The organism is Pseudoduganella sp. R-34 (genome assembly GCF_049904655.1).
Taxonomy (GTDB): Bacteria; Pseudomonadota; Gammaproteobacteria; order Burkholderiales; family Burkholderiaceae_D; genus Rugamonas.
The window spans coordinates 200794-219691 of record NZ_CP184572.1 but is presented as its reverse complement, the minus strand read 5'-3'; the positions used below and the strand labels follow the sequence as shown (position 1 = coordinate 219691).

18 protein-coding genes are annotated in these 18898 nt (G+C 61.4%); 8 read left to right on the top strand and 10 right to left on the bottom strand.

All coding sequences use genetic code 11. The annotated features are described in order from the left end of the window. Positions 1-67 precede the first annotated feature (67 nt). The 3 genes from ACN9MW_RS00975 (at position 68) to ACN9MW_RS00965 (ending at position 4961) form a co-directional block, all read left to right on the top strand. Positions 68-2824 carry a TonB-dependent receptor gene (locus tag ACN9MW_RS00975; protein WP_426166699.1) on the top strand — a complete coding sequence of 919 codons (2757 nt, stop codon included), beginning with the start codon at positions 68-70 and terminating at the stop codon, positions 2822-2824. A gap of 112 nt (positions 2825-2936) precedes the next feature. After that, complete coding sequence (locus ACN9MW_RS00970) at positions 2937-3899, top strand: S66 peptidase family protein (RefSeq protein ID WP_426166697.1); 963 nt, start codon at positions 2937-2939, stop codon at positions 3897-3899. 150 nt (positions 3900-4049) lie between these two features. Beyond that, entirely contained in the window at positions 4050-4961 is a 912-nt protein-coding gene (locus ACN9MW_RS00965; protein ID WP_426166695.1) for a YihY/virulence factor BrkB family protein, read from the top strand. Here the strand turns inward: ACN9MW_RS00965 and ACN9MW_RS00960 are convergent. Then, the gene (locus tag ACN9MW_RS00960; RefSeq protein WP_426166693.1) at positions 4958-6262 is read right to left on the bottom strand and encodes an ATP-binding protein; all 1305 of its coding nucleotides are present in this window, start codon (positions 6260-6262) and stop codon (positions 4958-4960) included. The two genes, ACN9MW_RS00965 and ACN9MW_RS00960, sit on opposite strands and share 4 nt — an antisense overlap. 224 nt (positions 6263-6486) lie before the next feature. Between ACN9MW_RS00960 and ACN9MW_RS00955 the strand changes: the two genes are divergently transcribed. Continuing rightward, a complete protein-coding gene (locus tag ACN9MW_RS00955) occupies positions 6487-7362 on the top strand; it encodes a MipA/OmpV family protein (protein WP_426166691.1) in 876 nt (291 codons plus the stop codon). Beyond that, positions 7362-8057, top strand: coding sequence for a hypothetical protein (locus ACN9MW_RS00950; RefSeq protein WP_426166689.1), 696 nt, complete (start codon positions 7362-7364; stop codon positions 8055-8057). The genes ACN9MW_RS00955 and ACN9MW_RS00950 overlap by 1 nt, the downstream gene beginning before the upstream one ends. 32 nt (positions 8058-8089) lie before the next feature. On the opposite strand, the gene ACN9MW_RS00945 is transcribed toward ACN9MW_RS00950, so the two are convergent. Then, positions 8090-8770: a response regulator gene (locus ACN9MW_RS00945; protein ID WP_426166687.1), complete on the bottom strand. Its 681-nt coding sequence runs from the start codon at positions 8768-8770 to the stop codon at positions 8090-8092. 58 nt (positions 8771-8828) lie between these two features. Here ACN9MW_RS00945 and ACN9MW_RS00940 point away from each other — a divergent pair, with 58 nt between their 5' ends. Next, a complete protein-coding gene (locus ACN9MW_RS00940) occupies positions 8829-9383 on the top strand; it encodes a tetratricopeptide repeat protein (RefSeq protein WP_426166685.1) in 555 nt (184 codons plus the stop codon). 12 nt (positions 9384-9395) lie between these two features. Here the strand turns inward: ACN9MW_RS00940 and ACN9MW_RS00935 are convergent, their stop codons facing one another. The 6 genes from ACN9MW_RS00935 to ACN9MW_RS00910 all read right to left on the bottom strand — a co-directional run bounded on the left by ACN9MW_RS00935 (position 9396) and on the right by ACN9MW_RS00910 (position 15964). Next, positions 9396-10523 carry an acyl-CoA dehydrogenase family protein gene (locus ACN9MW_RS00935; protein WP_426166683.1) on the bottom strand — a complete coding sequence of 376 codons (1128 nt, stop codon included), beginning with the start codon at positions 10521-10523 and terminating at the stop codon, positions 9396-9398. 72 nt (positions 10524-10595) lie between these two features. Beyond that, positions 10596-11264, bottom strand: a complete 669-nt coding sequence (locus ACN9MW_RS00930) for an SDR family oxidoreductase (protein ID WP_426166681.1) — start codon at positions 11262-11264, stop codon at positions 10596-10598. Between the two features lie 5 nt (positions 11265-11269). Further along, a complete protein-coding gene (locus ACN9MW_RS00925) occupies positions 11270-12469 on the bottom strand; it encodes an acetyl-CoA C-acyltransferase (RefSeq protein ID WP_426166679.1) in 1200 nt (399 codons plus the stop codon). Continuing rightward, positions 12462-14285, bottom strand: a complete 1824-nt coding sequence (aceK, locus tag ACN9MW_RS00920) for a bifunctional isocitrate dehydrogenase kinase/phosphatase (RefSeq protein WP_426166677.1) — start codon at positions 14283-14285, stop codon at positions 12462-12464. Before aceK ends, ACN9MW_RS00925 begins: the two co-directional genes overlap by 8 nt. A 23-nt stretch (positions 14286-14308) precedes the next feature. Further along, positions 14309-15493, bottom strand: coding sequence for an isovaleryl-CoA dehydrogenase (locus ACN9MW_RS00915; RefSeq protein ID WP_426166675.1), 1185 nt, complete (start codon positions 15491-15493; stop codon positions 14309-14311). 66 nt (positions 15494-15559) lie between these two features. Beyond that, positions 15560-15964 (bottom strand): MerR family transcriptional regulator, encoded by a 405-nt coding sequence (locus ACN9MW_RS00910; RefSeq protein WP_426166673.1) that lies wholly within the window; start codon positions 15962-15964, stop codon positions 15560-15562. Positions 15965-16012: 48 nt separating this feature from the next. On the opposite strand from ACN9MW_RS00910, the gene ACN9MW_RS00905 reads away from it, so the two are divergent. Further along, entirely contained in the window at positions 16013-17077 is a 1065-nt protein-coding gene (locus ACN9MW_RS00905) for an MBL fold metallo-hydrolase (RefSeq protein ID WP_426166671.1), read from the top strand. A 269-nt stretch (positions 17078-17346) separates the two neighbouring features. Further along, positions 17347-17757, top strand: a complete 411-nt coding sequence (locus ACN9MW_RS00900) for a hypothetical protein (RefSeq protein ID WP_426166669.1) — start codon at positions 17347-17349, stop codon at positions 17755-17757. 209 nt (positions 17758-17966) lie between these two features. Here ACN9MW_RS00900 and ACN9MW_RS00895 read toward each other — a convergent pair whose 3' ends face one another. Both ACN9MW_RS00895 and grxD read right to left on the bottom strand, forming a co-directional pair. Beyond that, positions 17967-18563 carry a UbiX family flavin prenyltransferase gene (locus ACN9MW_RS00895; protein ID WP_426166667.1) on the bottom strand — a complete coding sequence of 199 codons (597 nt, stop codon included), beginning with the start codon at positions 18561-18563 and terminating at the stop codon, positions 17967-17969. Continuing rightward, complete coding sequence (grxD, locus tag ACN9MW_RS00890; protein ID WP_057265627.1) at positions 18556-18873, bottom strand: Grx4 family monothiol glutaredoxin; 318 nt, start codon at positions 18871-18873, stop codon at positions 18556-18558. The genes ACN9MW_RS00895 and grxD overlap by 8 nt, the downstream gene beginning before the upstream one ends. Positions 18874-18898: the final 25 nt, after the last annotated feature.

The following is an 18898-nucleotide window of genomic DNA, read 5'->3' as shown; positions in this document are numbered from 1 at the left end:
ATTTTCATTGGATGACAAGATTTCTCCGGAGCTAACCTGCAAAAAACACCTATCTTGGGAGAGGCTCGTGAAGGTTAAAAAGCTGGCGCAACTGATTGCGCTCATTGGAGTGGTCAGCCCCGCAATCGCACAGGAAGCTGCGCAGCCGATGCAGCGCGTCGAGATCACCGGTTCCAGCATCAAGCGTGTAGCGGCCGAAGGCGCCCTCCCGGTACAAGTCATCACCTTCGATGCCATCAAGAAGGCCGGCATCACCAGCACTGAGGACCTGCTGCGCAGCATTTCCGCCAACGGTACCGGCGCCGACAATATGACTTCGGGTAACAACGTGTTCGGCGCCGACGCCGACCGCGTGTCCGGCGGCGCCTCCTTCGCCTCCTTGCGCGGCCTGGGCCCGAACGCCACCCTGGTGCTGCTGAATGGCCGCCGCGTGGGCAACCACGGCGCCTCCGGCAAGGCGGTCGACCTGAATTCGATTCCGCTCGGAGCCATCCAGCGCGTGGAAATCCTGAAAGACGGTGCTTCTGCCATTTACGGCACCGACGCGATCGGCGGCGTGGTCAACTTCATCCTGCGGACGGACTACACCGGCCTGGAAGCGGAAGCCAGCTACAACGCAACTGAAGCCGGTGGCGGCATGCAGCGCCGGTACTCCCTGCTGGGCGGCGTGGGCAGCCTGGCCGAACAGGGCTGGAACGTGATGGCCAGCGTGACGCATGACGTCAACGACAAGCTGTCGTCCAGCCAGCGCGACTTCGCCAATGGCTTCCAGCCGGAGCGCGGCCTGTCGCCGGACACCACCGGCACGCCCTACGCCAACATCCTGACCGGCGCCGGCACGGCATTGGGAACGGGCTTCAAGGTCCCAGGAGACAACACCACCTACCTACAGGCCAGCCCGCTGAGCTTCCAGGGCAAGTGCGGCAGCATTCCCGGCATGTCTCAATACCAGACCGACCTGTGGAAAGACGTTACGGCGCCAACCCGCACCAGGTATTCCTGTGCCTATGACTATGGCGCGGACTACGTGATCAGCTTCCCGGTCGAACGCACCAACGCTATCTCGCGCGCGACTTTCCAGTTGAGCCCTGAGCACAAGCTGTTCGCGGAGCTGCTGGGCTCGCGCACCAAGGCGACTGCCGAACTGACCCCGGTGCAGATTTCGACCAGCCTGGCCAATGGCGCCGCCTATCCGGTCAATGGCCCGTATTACCTGGATATGACGCAGTTCATTCCTGCTTACGACAAGACCAAGCCGATCATCTACAAATGGCGCTCAACCCCCTGGGGCAACCGCACCCAGGAGAACGTGACCGAAAACCTGCGCGGACTGATCGGCATGGAAGGCGTGCTGGCGGGTAAATACGACTACAAGTTTGGCCTGTCGCGCGCCCAGAGCACCACCAAGACCGACCTGGTCGACGGTTATGGCTGGACCAGCCAGATCTACTCAGCCCTTGGCACCGGCAAGATCAATCCGTGGCTGTTGCCCGGCCAGAGCCAGACCGACGAAGCCATGAACCTGATCGAATCGACCAAGTTCCGCGGGCGCCTGCAGCATGGCAAGACCACCATGACCCAGCTCGATGGTTCGATCTCGGGCGAGGTATTCCAGCTCCCGGCGGGTGCCGTATCGATGGCAGTCGGCCTCGACCTGCGCAAGGAAACTTACGAGTTCGCGCAGGATGTCGACGCGACCAAGATCCTGCTCGCTCCCGGCAACGCCAACCAGGACCGGGTCAGCCGCAATATCAAGGCGGTTTACGCTGAAATGATCGTCCCGGTGATCAAGGACCTGGAAGTGCAACTCGCAGTGCGCCGCGACGATTATTCGGTGATCGGCGCCACCACCAACCCGAAAGTGTCGTTCCGCTGGCAGCCATCACAGAACCTGATGTTCCGCGGCTCCGCCTCGAAGGGCTTCCTGGCGCCGAGTTTTACCCAGCTCTATTCGGGCCGCCTGCTGGGCGAACTGCCCAACGGCACCATCGACCAGGAGGGCTGCGCCCAGCATCCGGGCGACCCGGCCTTCTGCGCCATTCCACGCCTGAACTACTTCTCGGGCGGCAATCCGGGCCTGAAGCCCGAAACCTCCAAGCAAGGCACGCTTGGCATGGTGATCGCGCCGTTCACCGGCTTCACCGCCTCGCTGGACTACTGGGCGATCAACATCCAGAACCGCATCCTGAACCGCACGCCGCAAATAGTGCTGAAGAACTGGCAGTACCTGAACGACTACATCATCCGTAACCCGCAAACCGGTGTGATCGACCACGTGGAGGCAGGCTGGATCAATGCCGCCGGCCTGAAAACCCGCGGCCTGGACCTGGGCATGCGCCATGACGGCAAGTTCGGCGAGTACAAGACCACCGCCACGCTGGATGGCACCTGGATGCAGTCCTTCAAGTTCGCCGAGTTCGAAGGCCAGCCATTCATCGAGCAAGTCGGCCAGTTCGCCACCCGCGACGTCTACCTGCGCTGGAAGCACAATGCCGGCCTGACCGTCTCGCGCGGCGACTGGAGTGTACTGTTCAACAACAAATTCGCCTCGCACTACGCTGACCAGTTGCCAAATGGCGGCAAAGGCACGCCGCCCGCCGGCTTTGACCCGAAGATCAAGCACTACAGCATCTTCGGCATTTCGGGCACGTACACCGGCTTCAAGAACACCACCATCACGGCCGGCATCCAGAACCTGTTCGACACCGACCCGCCATTCACCGCCCATAATGTGGACGAGGTGGTGGGCGCCGGTTGGGACCCGCGCGTGGCAGACGGCCGTGGCCGCTCCTTCGCGCTCAACCTGAAATACAAGTTCTACTGATGTGATTACCCGGCGCAGTTTTGGCCGAATCGTAACGGCCGCCCTGGCCGCTGCCACACTCCCTGGAGTATCGGCAGCGGCAGGCGGCCGTTCAGTTTCCCGAAAGCCAACCATGAAGAAAACCGCCCTGGTCAAGCCGCCACGCCTGAAAGCTGGCGATACGGTGGGCCTGATCGCCCCCGGCGGGCACACCGACGCCCCGGCGATTGCCAAGGCCATCAAGAATATTGAATCGTTGGGCTTCCACGTCAAGCTGGGCCGTAACCTGGAAGCCGTGTATGGCAACTACGGAGGCTTCCCCGAGCAGCGGCTGGAAGACTTGCACGCCATGTTTACCGACCCCGAAGTTACCGCGATCTGGGCAATTCGTGGCGGCTCTGGCTGCATCCAGTTGCTCGAGCACCTCGACTACGAGCTGATCCGCCGCAATCCCAAGATCCTGATCGGCTACTCCGACATCACGGCGTTGCACCTGGCGATCCAGAAGAAGGTCGGACTGGTCACATTCCACGGCCCGGTAGCCTCCTCCACCTTCTCCGACTACTCGGTGACCCATCTGATGCATGTGCTGATGCAACCGGAGGACGAATACACCATCCCGATGGCGCTGGAAAACAGCCGTAAGGCAGAGGAAGAACCGCACTACGGACTGCGCACGGTGGTGCCCGGTCAGTGTGAAGGTCCGCTGACTGGCGGCAACCTATGCTTGGTCAGTGCCCTGGTCGGCACCGAATACGCCAGCAATTACAAGGGCGGCATCCTGTTCCTGGAAGAGGTAAACGAAGCGCCGTACCGGATCGACCGCATGCTGATGCAGCTCCAGCTCAACCGCAAATTCGATCAGGCCGCCGGCATCATGCTCGGCATTTGCGAAAACTGCGGCCCGCAAGACAGCGACATTTCCCTGACGCTGGACGAAACCACCGACCAACACCTCAAGCCCCTGAAAGTACCCGCCGTCAGCGGCTACAGCTTCGGCCATATCCGCGACCAGTTCACCCTCCCGATGGGCATCCGCGCCCGCCTCGACACCGAACGTCAGACCCTCACCCTGCTCGAACCCGCCGTCTCCTAGCGCCACAGCAGAGCCCGAGTCACACCATGGGGTCACACCCTAACAGTGACACGAGCTCAACTAATGCACAGTCGAGCCCGTGTCACACTCGGGGTGTGACCCCACGGTGTGACACGGGCTCGTCAGCGGACTTCGGCGTAGAATGGGGCGATGCGAATACTCAAGCACAGGGCGGTGGCTTTTGTGCTGGCGCATCCCCTGGATTTTGCCCTGCAGTGCCTGAAGGGTTTCCGGGCCAACCAGGGGCTGTTGCTGGCCGGCGCCGTGGCCTATTACTCGCTGCTGTCCATCGTTCCGCTGCTGATGCTGGTGGTGGTGGCGCTGTCCCATATCATTCCACAGCAGGAGCTGCTGCAGATTATCGGCCGCTATCTCGAGTGGCTGATCCCCGGGCAGTCAAAGGCCGTGGTGGCCGAAGTCGGCCATTTCCTGGAGCATCGTGAACTGGTCGGCTGGGCGCTGGTGCTGGTGATGCTGTTCTTCAGCTCCCTGGCTTTCTCCGTGCTGGAAAACGCCATGTGCTTCATCTTCCTGCACCGCGCCAAGGTGCGCCGGCGTCATTACCTGGTGTCGGCGGTCCTGCCCTACTGCTACATCCTGTTCCTTGGCGTTGGGGCGCTGGTGATGACCCTGGTGGCGGGCAGCCTGCAGGTGATCGGCGAGGAAAGCGTGCACCTGTTCGGCTATAAGTGGTCGCTGCACGGCCTGTCCGGCGTGCTGCTCTACCTGCTGGGACTGGCGGGGGAGGTTCTGATGTTGAGCTCAATCTACCTGGTCATGCCGGTCGGTCGCCTGTCCTGGCCGCACGCCCTGATCGGCGGCGCCACCGCCACTGCGCTGTGGGAAGTAGCACGCCATGTGCTGGTCTGGTACTTCACCACACTGTCGCAGGTGAACCTGGTGTACGGCTCGATGACGACGGCCATCGTCGTCATGTTCAGCCTGGAAATTGGCGCCACCCTGCTGCTGTTCGGCGCGCAGGTGATTTCGGAATTCGAACGGGTCGGTCGCGGGGAGCAGAACAAGGCCCCGCACCGCCTGCAGACCAAGACCGCCTGCTAGCCCGGCAGCGTGATCGTGAAGCGCGCCCCGCCCAGCGCGGAACTGCCGGCCACCAGGGTGCCGCCATGCAGTTGCACCGCCTTGCGCGCGATCGATAGCCCCAGGCCGAAGCCGCCCGTATTGCGGTCGCGGCTGCGGTCCAGCCGGTAGAAGGGTTCGAAAATGCGTTCGCGCTCGGCATGCGGGATGCCGGGACCATCGTCCTCGACCACCACCTGCACTACGCTGCCGATCCGCGCCGCGCCCAGGCGCACCGAACGCGTGCCGTATTTGAGCGCATTGCGCAGCAGGTTGCCGACCGCGCGTTCCAGCAAGCGCTGGTCGCCGCTGAACTGGCCCAGCGTGCCGCCCAATTCCATTTCCAGCAGCATGCCTTCGGAAGGCGGCAGGGTCTCGCGGCAATGGGCCAGTGCCGAGCTCAGGTCGAACGGACGGCGCTGCAGGTGCTGTTCGGCATCCAGGCGGGTCATGCCAAGCAGCTCGTTGACCAGCTCCTTCAGTTCGCGCAGGTCGCCTTCCATGGCGTTGATGCGCTTGTCCAGCGCCGGGTTTTCCGCCGCATCGCGCAGCAACTCCAGCGCGAATTCAAGCCGTGCGATCGGGGTGCGAATCTCATGCCCCACCGAGTGCAGCAGGTTGCGCTGGGAATCAAGCAAGCGCTCGATGCGGTCGGCCATGTGGTTGATGCGCTCCGCCAGCGGATAGATGCTGTCCTTGGGCTCCATATGCGCCCGTGCCCCCAGTTCGCCGCCGCCGAAGCGGTCCGCCACATCGGATAGCTGCTGCAGCCCCTGCCAGTGCGCCCGCGACCAGGCCGCGATCGGAATCAGCAGCACCAGGGCCACGATTAGGTAGCGCACCGCCTCCATCGATAGCGCAAAGCCGATATCGATCGGCAAGTCCTGCGCCACTAGCGCTTCCTCGTTGCTGCCGATATAGCGCTCACCGACCAGGTCCACACGCCGGTAGAAGGCCTTGCGCCCGATATCGAGCACCACGTCGCCGCGCTCGAAGCCCGCCGCGTCGATGCCGGACAGCTGCCGCCGCACATCGCCCAGCGGCACCAGCTCGAAACGCACGCCGGAAACCTCGCGCACCTTGTTCAGGCGGTCCAGCCACTGGTCGGCCGGGGCCTGGTCGATGTACTGCTCGAGGAGGAAGATCTGGGCTGCGGCCTGGCGCCGCGCAATCGAATCGAGGGGGTCGCCAAACAGGCGGTTGATGGCGAAATAGACGATGAATGCCGCCGCACTGATGGACAGCATCACCAGTATGAAAAAACGGAAGAACAGGCGATTCATCAAGGCGTATTGTATAAGAAACAATGGCTTGCAGTGAACCTGTCGTACAAATTTGCGACAAAAAGCGTACAGCTCAGGGCGGATTTCGGCAGTCATTTTTTATATGATTACGCTACCGTTTCGGTGAATTCGCAACGAATCTGGGATAGGGAGCTGAGCGTTTTAGCGGCCTGGGAGGGTATTGCAATTACAATGTCCGCCATTCCCAACCGCACACCTTTGATATGCGACAGTACCTGTTCCTCGCCATTGCCAGCGCCTGCAGCACCGTAGCTGCGCAGACGCCGGCCACCAACCCGATGCCAGACGGCAGCCGCGATATGTATATTGGTATTGGCGCCCAGTCGGTTCCCCGCTACGACGGATCGAGCGACAACCGCACCCTGGCCATGCCGGTACTCCAGGTCCAGTGGAGCAATGGTATTTTTGTTTCCGGCACCGCCCTGGGCTGGCACCTGTCGCAGACGCCATCGGTGGAATTCGGGCCGATGCTGGCACTGTCGCCGCGCCGCGACCAGGATGGCGTCTCCTTCAGTTTCAGCGGCGTGTCCGCAGAATCCGGCGCGCGCACAGCCCACACCAATCTTCGCCCTGACGAGTTCCGTGAGCGCGAGGAAATTGACTCCAACCGGCTGCGCGATATGGACGTGATCAAACACCGCGTCCTGGCAGGCGGCTTCTTCAACTATTACCTATCGCCCAAGCTGCGCCTGACGAACACGCTGACATATGGCAGCGGCAGGGAGCGCAATGGTGCGCGCCTGCATACCGCCTTGCAGTACATGATGACAGACGTGGCGCCGCACCACAGCGTGGTGCTGTCGGCCGGCGCTTCGCTGGTCAACCGCGCCTATAGCGAAACCTGGTTTGGTGTGACCCAGGACGAAGCCGACCGCTCCGGCATCAATAGCGCTTACCGCCCCGGCGCTGGCGTTCAGGATGTGCGCGCCGGCGTGCGCTGGAACTGGGCGTTGAGCCCAAGCTGGATGCTGACTTCCGGCGCCACGGTCAACCGCCTTGTCGGCGATGCAAAGGACAGCCCGCTGGTCGAACGGGCTACCAACTATTCCGTTTCCACGGCCCTGGCTTACCGATTCTGATGAAGATTTTGACCTTGCTCCGCACCACGCTGCCGGCTGTATGCCTGGCAGTGGTGAGCTGCGCCGTCCAGGCGCAGGAGGAGTGGGTCAGCTATCGCGACGCTTACAAGCAGATGGTCGTGTTTGCCAAATACGGCAAGCCGAAGAATTTCCTGCAGATCCATTACGAAGTCAGCCCGCGTGATCCGATGGCGACGCTGGAAGGCTTGCACCTGACTCTGACAGGCAAGAACACCCAGCTTAACCTGCCGCTGGACGCCACCGGCCGCGCCGTTTTCCCGCTGCTGAAGGCAGCCTACGATGATAACGCCGTGCTGGCGCTGAACCGCCGCATGGCCAGCTACCGCTTTGCGCCGCGCGTCACGATCCTGACGCGCAACGACGGCATTTACGAGTCGACCGACTTGCGGGCAGCGTGCGAACAGGCGCTGGCCTACCAGCGCTACATTGATTCCTCCTACGGCTCGAAAAAGTGCGGCGGTGTGCGTTTCGTGTTCGGCAATCGCGCGGATGCGCTGGTGCAGGCGAAATACGGGCCGCGCGAAGCGCCCCTGCCAGTAGTTGATGGTCCAGCCTTCGACGGCGAAACGCTCGGCACTTATCGTACCGCTACTTACCGCTTTGCCGACTGGTCTGCGCAGGGCCAGGTCGTCAGCCAGAATACCCCGCTCGCCATTGCGCCGCTGTTTGAATGAGCGGGCCAGGACCTGACCCAGGTTGACCGGTTCTAGTTCCAGGCCGACGGCGAGAACAGGTACCCCTCGCCCCAAACGGTCTTGATCTTCTCGCCATCGGTATCGTCGAACTTGCGGCGCAGTTTTGAAATCGAGTTATCGATCGAACGGTCCAGGCCATCGAATTCAATGCCGCGCATGGTCTTCAGCAGCGCATCGCGAGACAGCACGGTTCCCGCAGCTTCCGCCAGCACCAGCAGCAGCTTGTATTCCGTATTCGACAATGGACAGGGCTGGCCGCGCCAGGTGACCGAGCGGTCGCTGGTCGCAATGCTCAGCTGGCCGAAGCTCAGGTGGTCCACCTCCGGCTTGCCCTGGCGGCGGCGCAGCAGGGCGCGCAGGCGCGCCAGCAGCACGCGCGGCTGCACCGGCTTGTTGATGAAATCGTCCGCGCCTTGCTCCAGCAGCGATACCTCATCGTAGGAATCCTCTCGGGCGGTCATGATCAGGATCGGCACGTCGCTGATGTCGCGAATCTGCTGGCTGACCTTCATGCCATCCATGCCCGGCAACATCAGGTCCAGCACCACGACGTCGGGATTGGCCGCCTTGAAGCGCGACAGGGCCTCGTCGCCGCGCGGCACCACCTCGACCTTGAATTCATAACCGGCGAGGTACTCCGTGACCAATTCGGCCAGGCGCTCATCATCTTCCACCAACATCACATGAACCATGTCTTTCTCCTTATGGCGGACATTTTATAAGAGCCACAACCTCTCAGCATATATGCACTTGAAATCCGACAAAGTGTTACAAACAGACGAAATTCGCGAAGGGCTGGCCATTTGGCATGCAACATGTAATGCTTGCCAGAACTCAAAGGGAACCGATGTGCCGAAACCGACCGCTATTATTGCCGTGCTTTCCGCTGCGTGCCTGCTTTCAACTGAAGTCATTGCGCATGATAAACAGCCCAAAAAAGCAGAGCCGCATTATGCGAATTCTGCATTCTTGTTGACTGAAGCCGAAAGGAATGAACTGGTTGGCAAAGCTAATGCCGGCGACAACAGGGCGGCCGCCCGCCTGGGCTTCTTTTATGATTTTACGACCCGCAATCGTGAAGCAGCCTACTATTGGTTCAGGAAGGCGGCATTAAATGGCCACGTGACATCCCAATATAACCTGGGCGTGCGCGTGCTGGGCACTTCGAGCCCGGATAAGTGTACCGAGGCGAAGTACTGGTTCACGATGGCGAGCCAGAACGGAATGGAGCAGGCGAAAAAGAGCCTGGACAGCCTCGGCGATTGCCCGGGTTCGCCGCAACAACCGCCGACGCGGGAGCCGTAGCTCCCGCTTGCATCACAACGCGCGGGCGATCAGCAGTTTCTGGATATCGCTCGTGCCTTCATAGATCTGGCAAACGCGCACGTCGCGGTAGATGCGTTCCACCGGGAAGTCGGCAGTGTAGCCATAGCCGCCGTGAATCTGGATCGCGTCGGAGCAGACGCGCTCCGCCATCTCGGAGGCGAACAGCTTGGCCATCGCCGCCTCTTTCAGGCACGGCTGGCCGGCGTCTTTCAGCGACGCGGCATGCCAGATCAGCTGGCGTGCGGCTTCCAGCTGCATCGCCATTTCCGACAGCTTGAACTGCACCGACTGGTGCTCGAAGATCGGCTTGCCGAACGATTCACGTTCGCGTGCGTATTTCAGCGCTGCTTCAAAGGCGGAACGCGCCATGCCGACCGATTGCGAAGCGATGCCGATACGGCCTCCTTCCAGGCCGGACAGGGCGATCTTGTATCCCTGGCCTGGCTCGCCGATCATGTTCGCTGCCGGCACGCGGCAATTCTCGAACAGGATCTGCGCGGTGTCGGAAGAATGCTGGCCCATCTTGTGCTCGATGCCAGCCACAATGTAGCCGGGCGTATTGGTCGGCACCCAGAAGGCGCTGATGCCTTTCTTGCCGGCTGCCTTGTCGGTCACGGCAAACACGATCGCCACGTCGGCATGCTTGCCGGAAGTGATGAACTGCTTGGTGCCGTTGATGACGTAGTCGCCGCCATCCAGCGTGGCGGTGGTGCGCAGGGCGGCGGCATCGCTGCCGGTGTGCGGTTCGGTCAGGGCGAAGGCGCCCAGCATCTCACCTTGCGCCAGCGGGCGCAGCCATTGCTGCTTCTGCTGTTCGTTCGCATACATCATGCCGATGCTGCACACCGGGCAGTTGTTCACCGAAATGACGGTGGAGGTGCCGCCATCGCCGGCCGCGATTTCTTCCAGCACCAGTGCCAGCGAAACGTAATCGAGGCCCGCGCCGCCCAGTTCTTCCGGCACGGCGACGCCGAAGGCGCCTAATGCCGCCAGTTCCTTCAGTTCTTCTTTCGGGAAGTGATGTTCCTTATCCCAGCGCGCTGCGTTGGGCGCCAGGCGCTCCTGCGAAAACGCACGCAGCGCGTCGCGGATCATTTCGTGTTGTTCGTTGAGGATCATTGTTGTCTTTCTGTACGGCTGGGCCCGTGTCACACTTGGGGTGTGACCCCAGGGTGTGACACGGGCTCGGCTTTACCAGCCTATTGGTGAACCGTCATAGTCTCGGTAGACGGCTTGTTCGGATGCCGGCAGTTCGGCCAGCACCTTGCGCAGTCCGCGCACGCTTTCTTCGACCGATAGCGCGGCGCCGGCGCCGCCCATGTCGGTGCGCACCCAGCCCGGGTGCAGCGCCACGCAGGTGGCGCCTTGCGGGCCGAACTGGTGCGCGGTGTCGACCAGCACGGAGTTCAGCGCGGCCTTGCTGGCGCGGTACAGCGAGCCGGATGAACCCTGGCGCTCGCTGAGGGAACCCATGCGCGACGACATCACGGCCAGTTTGCCGCGGCCCGCGCACACCAGCGGCGCGATGATCGGCAGCAGCCGCATCGCCGACAGCACGTTGATGTGCATGACGGCGTCGAAATCGGTTTGCATCGGGAAGCCGTCGCTGCGCGGGCCGTACACGCCGGCGTTCAGGATGGCGACGTCCAGCTGTTCGCCATCCAGTTTCCAGCCCAGGCCTGCTACGGCTTCCACATTCGTTACATCCAGCTTATGGGCTTCGGCACCCATCTCGGCCAGCATGGCGACATCTTCTTTCCTGCGGGCCGTGGCGATCACGCGCCAGCCGTCGGCCAGGTACTGGCGAACCAGTTCCAGGCCGATGCCGCGCGAGGCGCCGATAACGAGTGCCAGCGCCATCGTGCTTAAACCAGCTCGATGCCCATGGCAGTGGCTTCGCCGCCGCCGATACACAGTGCTGCCACGCCCTTCTTGCCGCCCTTGGCTTTCAATGCGCCGATCAGGGTGGTGATGATGCGCGCGCCGGTGGCGCCGATCGGGTGGCCCAGGGCGCAAGCACCGCCGTGCACGTTCACCTTGCTGTGCGGGATGTCCAGGTCGTGCATCGCTGCCATTGGCACGGCGGCGAAGGCTTCATTGATCTCGAACAGGTCAACGTCTCCGACTTTCCAGCCGGTCTTGGCCAGCAGCTTCTGGATCGCGCCCACTGGGGCGGTGGTGAACTGTTCCGGCACCAGGGAGTTGGTGGCGTGGCCGGTGACCTTGGCGATCACGGTGGCGCCCAGCTTCTTGGCGGTGGATTCGCGCATCATGACCAGGGCGGCAGCGCCGTCGTTGATCGAGGAGGACGAAGCGGCGGTGATGGTGCCGTCCTTGGCGAAGGCTGGCTTCAGGGCTGGGATCTTTTCGATCTTGGCTTTCAGCGGGCCTTCATCCTTGTCGATCACTACGTCACCGGCGCGGCCGGATACGGTCACCGGGGCGATTTCCCAGTTGAAGGCACCGGATGCCTGTGCCGCTTGCGCACGCTTGACGGATTCGATGGCGAAGTTGTCCTGCGCTTCGCGGGTGAACTTGTAGGCAGCCGAGCACTGTTCGGCGAAGGTGCCCATGGAGCGGCCGGCGCCGGTCTTGGCGTCGCGGGTGTAGGCGTCTTCCAGGCCGTCGTACATCATGTGGTCGAACATCATGCCGTGGCCGATGCGGTAGCCGCCGCGTGCTTTCGGAATCAGGTAAGGGGCGTTGGTCATGGATTCCATGCCGCCTGCCACGATCACTTCAGCGCTGCCGGCTGCCAGTGCGTCGTAGGCGAAGATCGCTGCCTGCATGGCGGAGCCGCACATCTTGGACAGGGTCACGGCGCCGGCCGATACCGGCAGGCCAGCCTTGATCGAAGCCTGGCGTGCTGGCGCCTGGCCCTGGCCTGCCATCAGGCAGTTGCCGAAGTAGACGTGTTCGACCGCTTCCGGCTTGATGCCTGCGCGTTCGACGGCGGCCTTGATGGCCACTGCGCCCAGGTCATTGGCGCTCAGGCTTGCGAAGTCGCTCTGGAAGGCGCCCATTGGGGTACGTGCTGCGCCGACGATTACGATTGGGTCATTCATTTTCAAAGGTCTCCAAAAGGGAAGGTGTTGCTTGCTTCGCTGCCTCGGGCAGCGAATCTCGGTTGCGGAAACGGACGTGCTGGGGATACGGGAACACGTCCTCAATGACACCACTGGCGATCAGCGCTTTTTTCCTGGCCCACCAGTGAGGCGAGAGCAGCTCGGCGTGGTGCTTCATAAAGTATTTTCGGATTTTCGCGTTACCGAGCAAGAACTTGTCGAACTGCTCGGGAAACACGTCGTGCTTTCCAATGGGGTACCACGGCTCGGCGGACATTTCGTCCTCCTCGTTGCGTGGCGCCGGAATCACACGGAAGTTGCAGTCCGTGATGTATTCAATTTCATCGTAGTCGTAGAAAACGACACGCTTGTGACGGGTGACACCGAAATTCTTGTACAGCATGTCGCCCGGGAAGATATTCGCTGCCACCAGGTCCTTGATGGCGTTGCCATATTCGATGATGCCATGCTCCAGTGCCGCATCGTCGCCCACTTCATCGGCGTGCGACAGGAACATGTTCAGCGGCACCATGCGGCGTTCAATGTACAGGTGCCTGATCACCAGCTGATCGCCTTCTTCTTCGATCAGCGATGGTGCGAAGTGCTTCAGCTCCATCACCAGCTCTTCGCTGAAGCGGTTGCGCGGGAAGGCGACGTTGGAGTACTCCAGCGTGTCAGCCATGCGGCCCACTCGGTCGTGGTGCTTCACCAGCAGGTATTTGGACTTGATCTGCTCGCGCGTGGTTTCCTTCGGCGGCGGATAGAAGTCCTTGATCACCTTGAACACATAAGGGAAGGACGGCAGCGCGAACACCAGCATCACCAGGCCGCGGATGCCGGGCGCAATCGCGAACAGGTCGGACGAGTGCTTCAGGTGCTGCAGGTAGTCGCGGTAGAAGGCATTCTTGCCCTGCTTCTGCAGGCCGAGGATGGTGTAGATCTCGCTGCGTGGCTTGAGCGGCAGCAGGTTGCGCAGGAACTGCACGTAGGCCGACGGCACTTCCATGTCGACCAGGAAGTAGGCGCGCGTGAACGAGAACAGCAGAACGATGTCCTGCTGCTCCGTCAACACTGCATCCAGCACCAGCTGCTTGTTCTTGTTGTGCAGGATAGGCACCACGAAAGGCAGTTCGCGGCTGCCGTTGATGGCGCGGCCGACGATGTAGGCGCCCTTGTTGCGGAAGAACAGGCTCGAAAGAATCTGTATTTGCGCATTCGGTTCCAGTTCGCCGAACAGGTCGGACAGCCGTTCTTCCACCAGCGCGACATCGCGCGACAGGTTGGCGAACGGGGTGTTCAACTGGAAGTTGGTGACGATGCGCTTGAGCGTGAAGGTCAGGCCGTCCTTGCCCGGGTAGTACACGCGGTAGGTCGGAGCTACTTCTTCCGTGTCGATGTACTCGGTCGATACGACCGGGCGCACGAAAATGAATTCGTTGTGGAAGTAGGAGCGGTGCAGGATATTGCAGCACACCGAGTTGAAGAAAGTCTCCGCCAGCTCCGGCTGCTTGTGGCCGGACAACATGCCGATGTAGTGCAGCTTGAGTTCGCGCCACACTTCATCGGTCAGCTCGGACGGATCGTATTCGTCCTCCAGCATCTGCACGCACTCCTGCACGCGCTTGTCGTAAAAGTCGATCCGTTCACGCGCCGCGACCTGGGCCACCGCCCAGTCGCCTTGCTCGAAATGCCGCTTGGCCGCCTGCGCCGCTTGCCGGAACAGGCGGTAGTGCTTGTCGAACCCCTCGCGGATGGTGCGCGCGATGTCGAACGCGATTTGCGACGACAGCAGCTTGGGGAAGGCGGCGTGGATCATGGCGGCCTTGCGGGCGGCTTCGCTTACTTGGTCTCGGCGAACAGTTCGCGGCCGATCAGCATGCGGCGGATTTCGCTGGTGCCGGCGCCGATTTCGTACAGCTTGGCGTCGCGCCACAGGCGGCCGACCGGGTACTCGTTGATGTAGCCATTGCCGCCCAAGGTCTGGATTGCTTCGCCTGCCATCCAGGTTGCCTTCTCGGCCGAGTACAGGATGGCGCCGGCGGCATCCTTGCGCAATGCGCGCACCTGCTCAGGCGAGGTGGCGCGGTCGCAGGCCTGGCCCACGGCGTAGACGTAGGCGCGGCAAGCCATCATGGTGGAGTACATGTCCGCCAGCTTGCCCTGCATCAGCTGGAATTCGCCGATCGGCTGGCCGAACTGCTTGCGGTCGTGGATGTAAGGAACCACGGCGTCCATACAGGCCGACATGATGCCCAGCGGGCCGCCGGACAGCACGGTGCGTTCGAAGTCCAGGCCGGACATCAGCACGTTGACACCCTTGCCCAGGCCGCCCAGCACGTTCTCGGCCGGCACTTCGCAATCTTCAAACACCAGCTCGCCGGTGTGGGAGCCGCGCATGCCCAGCTTGTCCAGCTTCTGGGCGATGGAGAAGCCCTTGAAGCCCTTCTCGATCAGGAAGGCGGTCATGCCGCGCGGGCCGGCTTCCAGATCGTTCTTGGCGTACACCACCAGGGTGTCGGCGTCCGGGCCGTTGGTGATCCACATCTTGGTGCCGTTCAGCACCCAGCGGTCGCCCTTGAAGTCGGCGCGCAGCTTCATCGACACCACGTCGGAACCGGCGTTCGGCTCGGACATGGCCAGCGCACCCACGTGCTCACCGGAGATCAGCTTCGGCAGGTATTTCTTCTTCTGTTCTTCGGTGCCGTTGCGCTTGATCTGGTTGACGCACAGGTTGGAGTGCGCGCCGTACGACAGGCCGACCGAGGCGGAAGCGCGGGAAATTTCTTCCATCGCGATGATGTGGGCCAGGTAGCCCATGTTCGAGCCGCCGTATTCTTCGCCGACGGTGATGCCCAGCAGGCCCAATTCACCCATCTTGCGCCACAGGTCCATCGGGAACTGGTCGGTGCGGTCGATTTCAGCGGCGCGCGGGGCGATTTCGGCGGCGGCGAACTGCTGTACCGCTTCGCGCAGGGCGGCGATGTCTTCGCCGTGATCAAAGGTCAGGCCTGGGAGATGGAGCATGTCTTCCTCTATTGGTGTTGGGTATTGAAGCGCAAATGATACGCCTGAGTGACGTTAACGTAAACGTCAAGTAGCCGTAGTTTGCTTTTCGGCAAGTGCTGCCAGCAGGCGCTTGCACTCTTCCTCGTGGGTGGCGATCTCTTGCAGCGACATTTCGATGTCCTCGCGCTGTTGTTCCAGCGTCTCGCGGTGCTGCGACAGCACGCCCAGGAAGCGGTTCATCTGGGCTTCGGTGTCCTTTGGCGACTCATACATGTCGACCAGGCTCTTGATTTCGCTGAGCGACAGGCCGATGCGCTTGCCGCGCAGTGTCAGTTTGAGGCGGGTGCGGTCGCGTGGGGTATACACGCGGTTGCGGCCGCCGGCACCTTCGCGCGATGGGCTCAACAGGCCCTGGTCTTCATAGAAGCGGATGGCGCGCGGGGTGATATCGAACTCACGGGCCAGTTCGGTGATGGTGTAGGTCGGCATGGCTTACAATGGATCTTCCGTTTACGTAACGTCAATCTATTGTACGCCATGAACCCGCTCGAATCCCAGCTTGACTATCCATTTGGCGACACCCTGCCGGCCAGCGGCACGGTGCTCGAAGTCGCGCCCGGCGTGGCGTGGATGCGGCTGCCGTTGCCGTTCGCGCTCGACCACATCAACCTGTGGCTGTTGCGCGAAGCCGATGGCTGGAGCGCGGTGGACTGCGGCGTGGCGCTGGACGCCAGCAGGGAAGCCTGGAATGCCGTGCTGGCCGGGCCGCTGGCTGGCCAGCCGCTGCGGCGCGTAGTGGCCACTCACTGTCACCCGGACCACGTCGGGCTCGCCGATTGGCTGTGCCAGCGCTTTGGCGTCTCGTTGTGGATGACGGCGGGCGAGTATGCCTTCGCACGCATGATGTCGGCCGGCTTGCCCGGCGTCGACGGCCCTTCGGCCGTCCCCCATTTTGAACGGCATGGCCTGGTCGACCCGGAAATGCTGGAGAAAATGCGCTCCCGGAAGAATTACTACCCCTCGCTGGTGCCTTCTGTGCCGGCTTCCTATGTGCGCCTGCAGGACGGCCAGGCGATCGCGGCCGGCGACGCCACCTGGCGCGTGATCACCGGTTTCGGCCATTCGCCGGAACACGCCGCCCTCTACTGCGAACAGCTCAATGTGCTGATTTCCGGCGACATGGTCTTGCCGCGCATTTCGACCAATATGTCGGTTTTCGCGGTTGAACCCGAAGCCAACCCCTTGCAGCAATACCTCGATTCGCTCGAGCGCTTCGCCACCCTGCCGGAAGACGTGCTGGTGCTGCCCTCGCATGGCCGGCCATTCCGAGGCCTGCACACCCGCATCAAGCAGTTGCGCGATCACCACGAGGCGCGCCTGGCCGAGGTGCTGGCCGCCTGCACGGATCAGCCGCGCTCCGCGGCAGAGATAGTACCAATCATGTTCCGCCGCCCGCTGGATGCCCACCAACTCAGCTTCGCGTTGGGCGAAGCGCTGGCCCACCTTCACAAGCTATGGCGGGATGGTATCGTGCGCCGGGATACCGGAGATCACGGCATCATGAAATTCATAAAGGCGCATAAAGTTACCGACGGTCTTTAATACCAGCCGACCGGTCGACAACAAAGACAGCCCCTAGGTTTGTAGTCGCCAAGCAACTTTATTTCCAAAGTTGTAACCGATTATTTGTCGCCCTGACAAGTAGATTCTGCTACTTTTTACCGATTTTACCGAAAGAAATTCGGGTTGGCAGAGCGGGAAATCGTCCAGTCTGTAGCGCCAATTGTTAATTGTTGTTAACTACAATTGTCACAATTGGTCTGATGGTTCTAGAGACTGACATTCATGTTGTGACATGAAATAGTGCAACTATGAATTCTTCGAACGAACGTGAAAGCTTCAGCCAGCGACTCCAGCAGGCTTTGAAAAATGCCCACTACTCTCCGGACAGCCCAACCCGGCTGGCGAGAGAGTTCAACATCAGGTTTGAGGGCAGACCGATTACGGTCCACGCCGCCCGAAAATGGCTGGTTGGAGAGGCAATTCCGACCCAGGAAAAGCTGCGCATGATTGCGCAGTGGCTGGGCGTTCCTGCTGAATGGCTGCGCTTTGGCGGTGCCGAAATCGAGCACCATAATGGAGATTCGAACGGTAGCAACCTGAACCGGTTCGAGTCGGCTGACGTCAAATTGATCGCTGATTTGCAACGGCTGGACGACCATCACAAGCAAATTGCGCGCGAATTTATTCGCATGCTGGTGAGGGTCAACTACCAAAAGTAACAAAACGACACCATTTGTCCTGCGCAAAACGGGGCAAATTGCTTTCAAAAGCACGTCCGAGTTTCACTTAGCGCGCCGGCTCCCGGCGCGCCCCGCCCAAGTGTCAAAATGATGTTTTTGATACTGCCAACATGGTGTCCTGCCATGTCACAAACGACCAGACCACTTTGTAACAAACTTGATACATTGGCCCGCAAAGGCGCATGTTTTCAAGGGTTCATGCCATTCCAGCGAGGGGCCAGATTGTGACATATGCCGAATAAGTCGATCACGCGGGCCACGGTGTGGTCCACCATTTCATCGATGGATTCCGGCTGGTGGTAAAAACTTGGCAATGGCGGAAAGATAACGCCGCCCATTTCGGTGACAGCGGTCATATTGCGCAGATGCGCAAGATTGAAAGGCGTCTCGCGCACCATCAGTATCAGGCGGCGGCGCTCCTTCAGCATCACATCGGCAGCACGGGCGATCAGGTTGTCCGACAGGCCATGCGCGACGGAAGCCAGGGTTTTCATTGAACAGGGAGCGATCACCATGCCGTCGGCCTGGAAAGAGCCGCTGGCGATGGAAGCGCCGATATTGTTCTGCTTATGGACGACATGGGCCAGCGCTTCGACTTCCTTGCGCTGCAAGCCAGTTTCCTGATGGAGGGTGAGGACCGCGGCGTCGGAGATGACCAGGTGGGTCTCGACGGGACGGCCATCCTGCCCCGTCGCTTGCTTCAAATGCTGCAGCAGCCGCACGCCGTACACGGCGCCGGTAGCGCCGGTGATGGCAATGACCAGCCGCTGCGGGCGATCAGCCATTATTGTCCAGCAGGGCCTTCAGTTCGCCGGATTCATACATCTCGGACATGATGTCGGAGCCGCCGATGAACTCACCGCGCACGTACAGCTGCGGGATGGTTGGCCAGTTCGAGTATTCCTTGATGCCCTGGCGCACTTCCGGATCATCCAGTACGTTCACGGTGGCGATGTTTTCAACGCCGCAGGCTTTCAGGATCTGGATGGCACGGCCGGAGAAGCCGCACTGTGGGAACTGGGCGGTGCCCTTCATGAACAGCACGACGGGGGTGTTGGTCACGGTTTCTTTGATCCAGGTTTGTACGTCGCTCATTGCATTCTCACTGCTAAGGATTGGA

Coding starts and splice junctions, on each gene's coding strand:
- ACN9MW_RS00970 (WP_426166697.1), top strand. CDS start 2,937: ATGAAGAAAACCGCCCTGGTCAAGCCGCCACGCCTGAAAGCTGGCGAT.
- ACN9MW_RS00965 (WP_426166695.1), top strand. CDS start 4,050: ATGCGAATACTCAAGCACAGGGCGGTGGCTTTTGTGCTGGCGCATCCC.
- ACN9MW_RS00960 (WP_426166693.1), bottom strand. CDS start 6,262: ATGAATCGCCTGTTCTTCCGTTTTTTCATACTGGTGATGCTGTCCATC.
- ACN9MW_RS00955 (WP_426166691.1), top strand. CDS start 6,487: ATGCGACAGTACCTGTTCCTCGCCATTGCCAGCGCCTGCAGCACCGTA.
- ACN9MW_RS00950 (WP_426166689.1), top strand. CDS start 7,362: ATGAAGATTTTGACCTTGCTCCGCACCACGCTGCCGGCTGTATGCCTG.
- ACN9MW_RS00945 (WP_426166687.1), bottom strand. CDS start 8,770: ATGGTTCATGTGATGTTGGTGGAAGATGATGAGCGCCTGGCCGAATTG.
- ACN9MW_RS00935 (WP_426166683.1), bottom strand. CDS start 10,523: ATGATCCTCAACGAACAACACGAAATGATCCGCGACGCGCTGCGTGCG.
- ACN9MW_RS00930 (WP_426166681.1), bottom strand. CDS start 11,264: ATGGCGCTGGCACTCGTTATCGGCGCCTCGCGCGGCATCGGCCTGGAA.
- ACN9MW_RS00925 (WP_426166679.1), bottom strand. CDS start 12,469: ATGAATGACCCAATCGTAATCGTCGGCGCAGCACGTACCCCAATGGGC.
- aceK (WP_426166677.1), bottom strand. CDS start 14,285: ATGATCCACGCCGCCTTCCCCAAGCTGCTGTCGTCGCAAATCGCGTTC.
- ACN9MW_RS00915 (WP_426166675.1), bottom strand. CDS start 15,493: ATGCTCCATCTCCCAGGCCTGACCTTTGATCACGGCGAAGACATCGCC.
- ACN9MW_RS00910 (WP_426166673.1), bottom strand. CDS start 15,964: ATGCCGACCTACACCATCACCGAACTGGCCCGTGAGTTCGATATCACC.
- ACN9MW_RS00905 (WP_426166671.1), top strand. CDS start 16,013: ATGAACCCGCTCGAATCCCAGCTTGACTATCCATTTGGCGACACCCTG.
- ACN9MW_RS00900 (WP_426166669.1), top strand. CDS start 17,347: ATGAATTCTTCGAACGAACGTGAAAGCTTCAGCCAGCGACTCCAGCAG.
- ACN9MW_RS00895 (WP_426166667.1), bottom strand. CDS start 18,563: ATGGCTGATCGCCCGCAGCGGCTGGTCATTGCCATCACCGGCGCTACC.
- grxD (WP_057265627.1), bottom strand. CDS start 18,873: ATGAGCGACGTACAAACCTGGATCAAAGAAACCGTGACCAACACCCCC.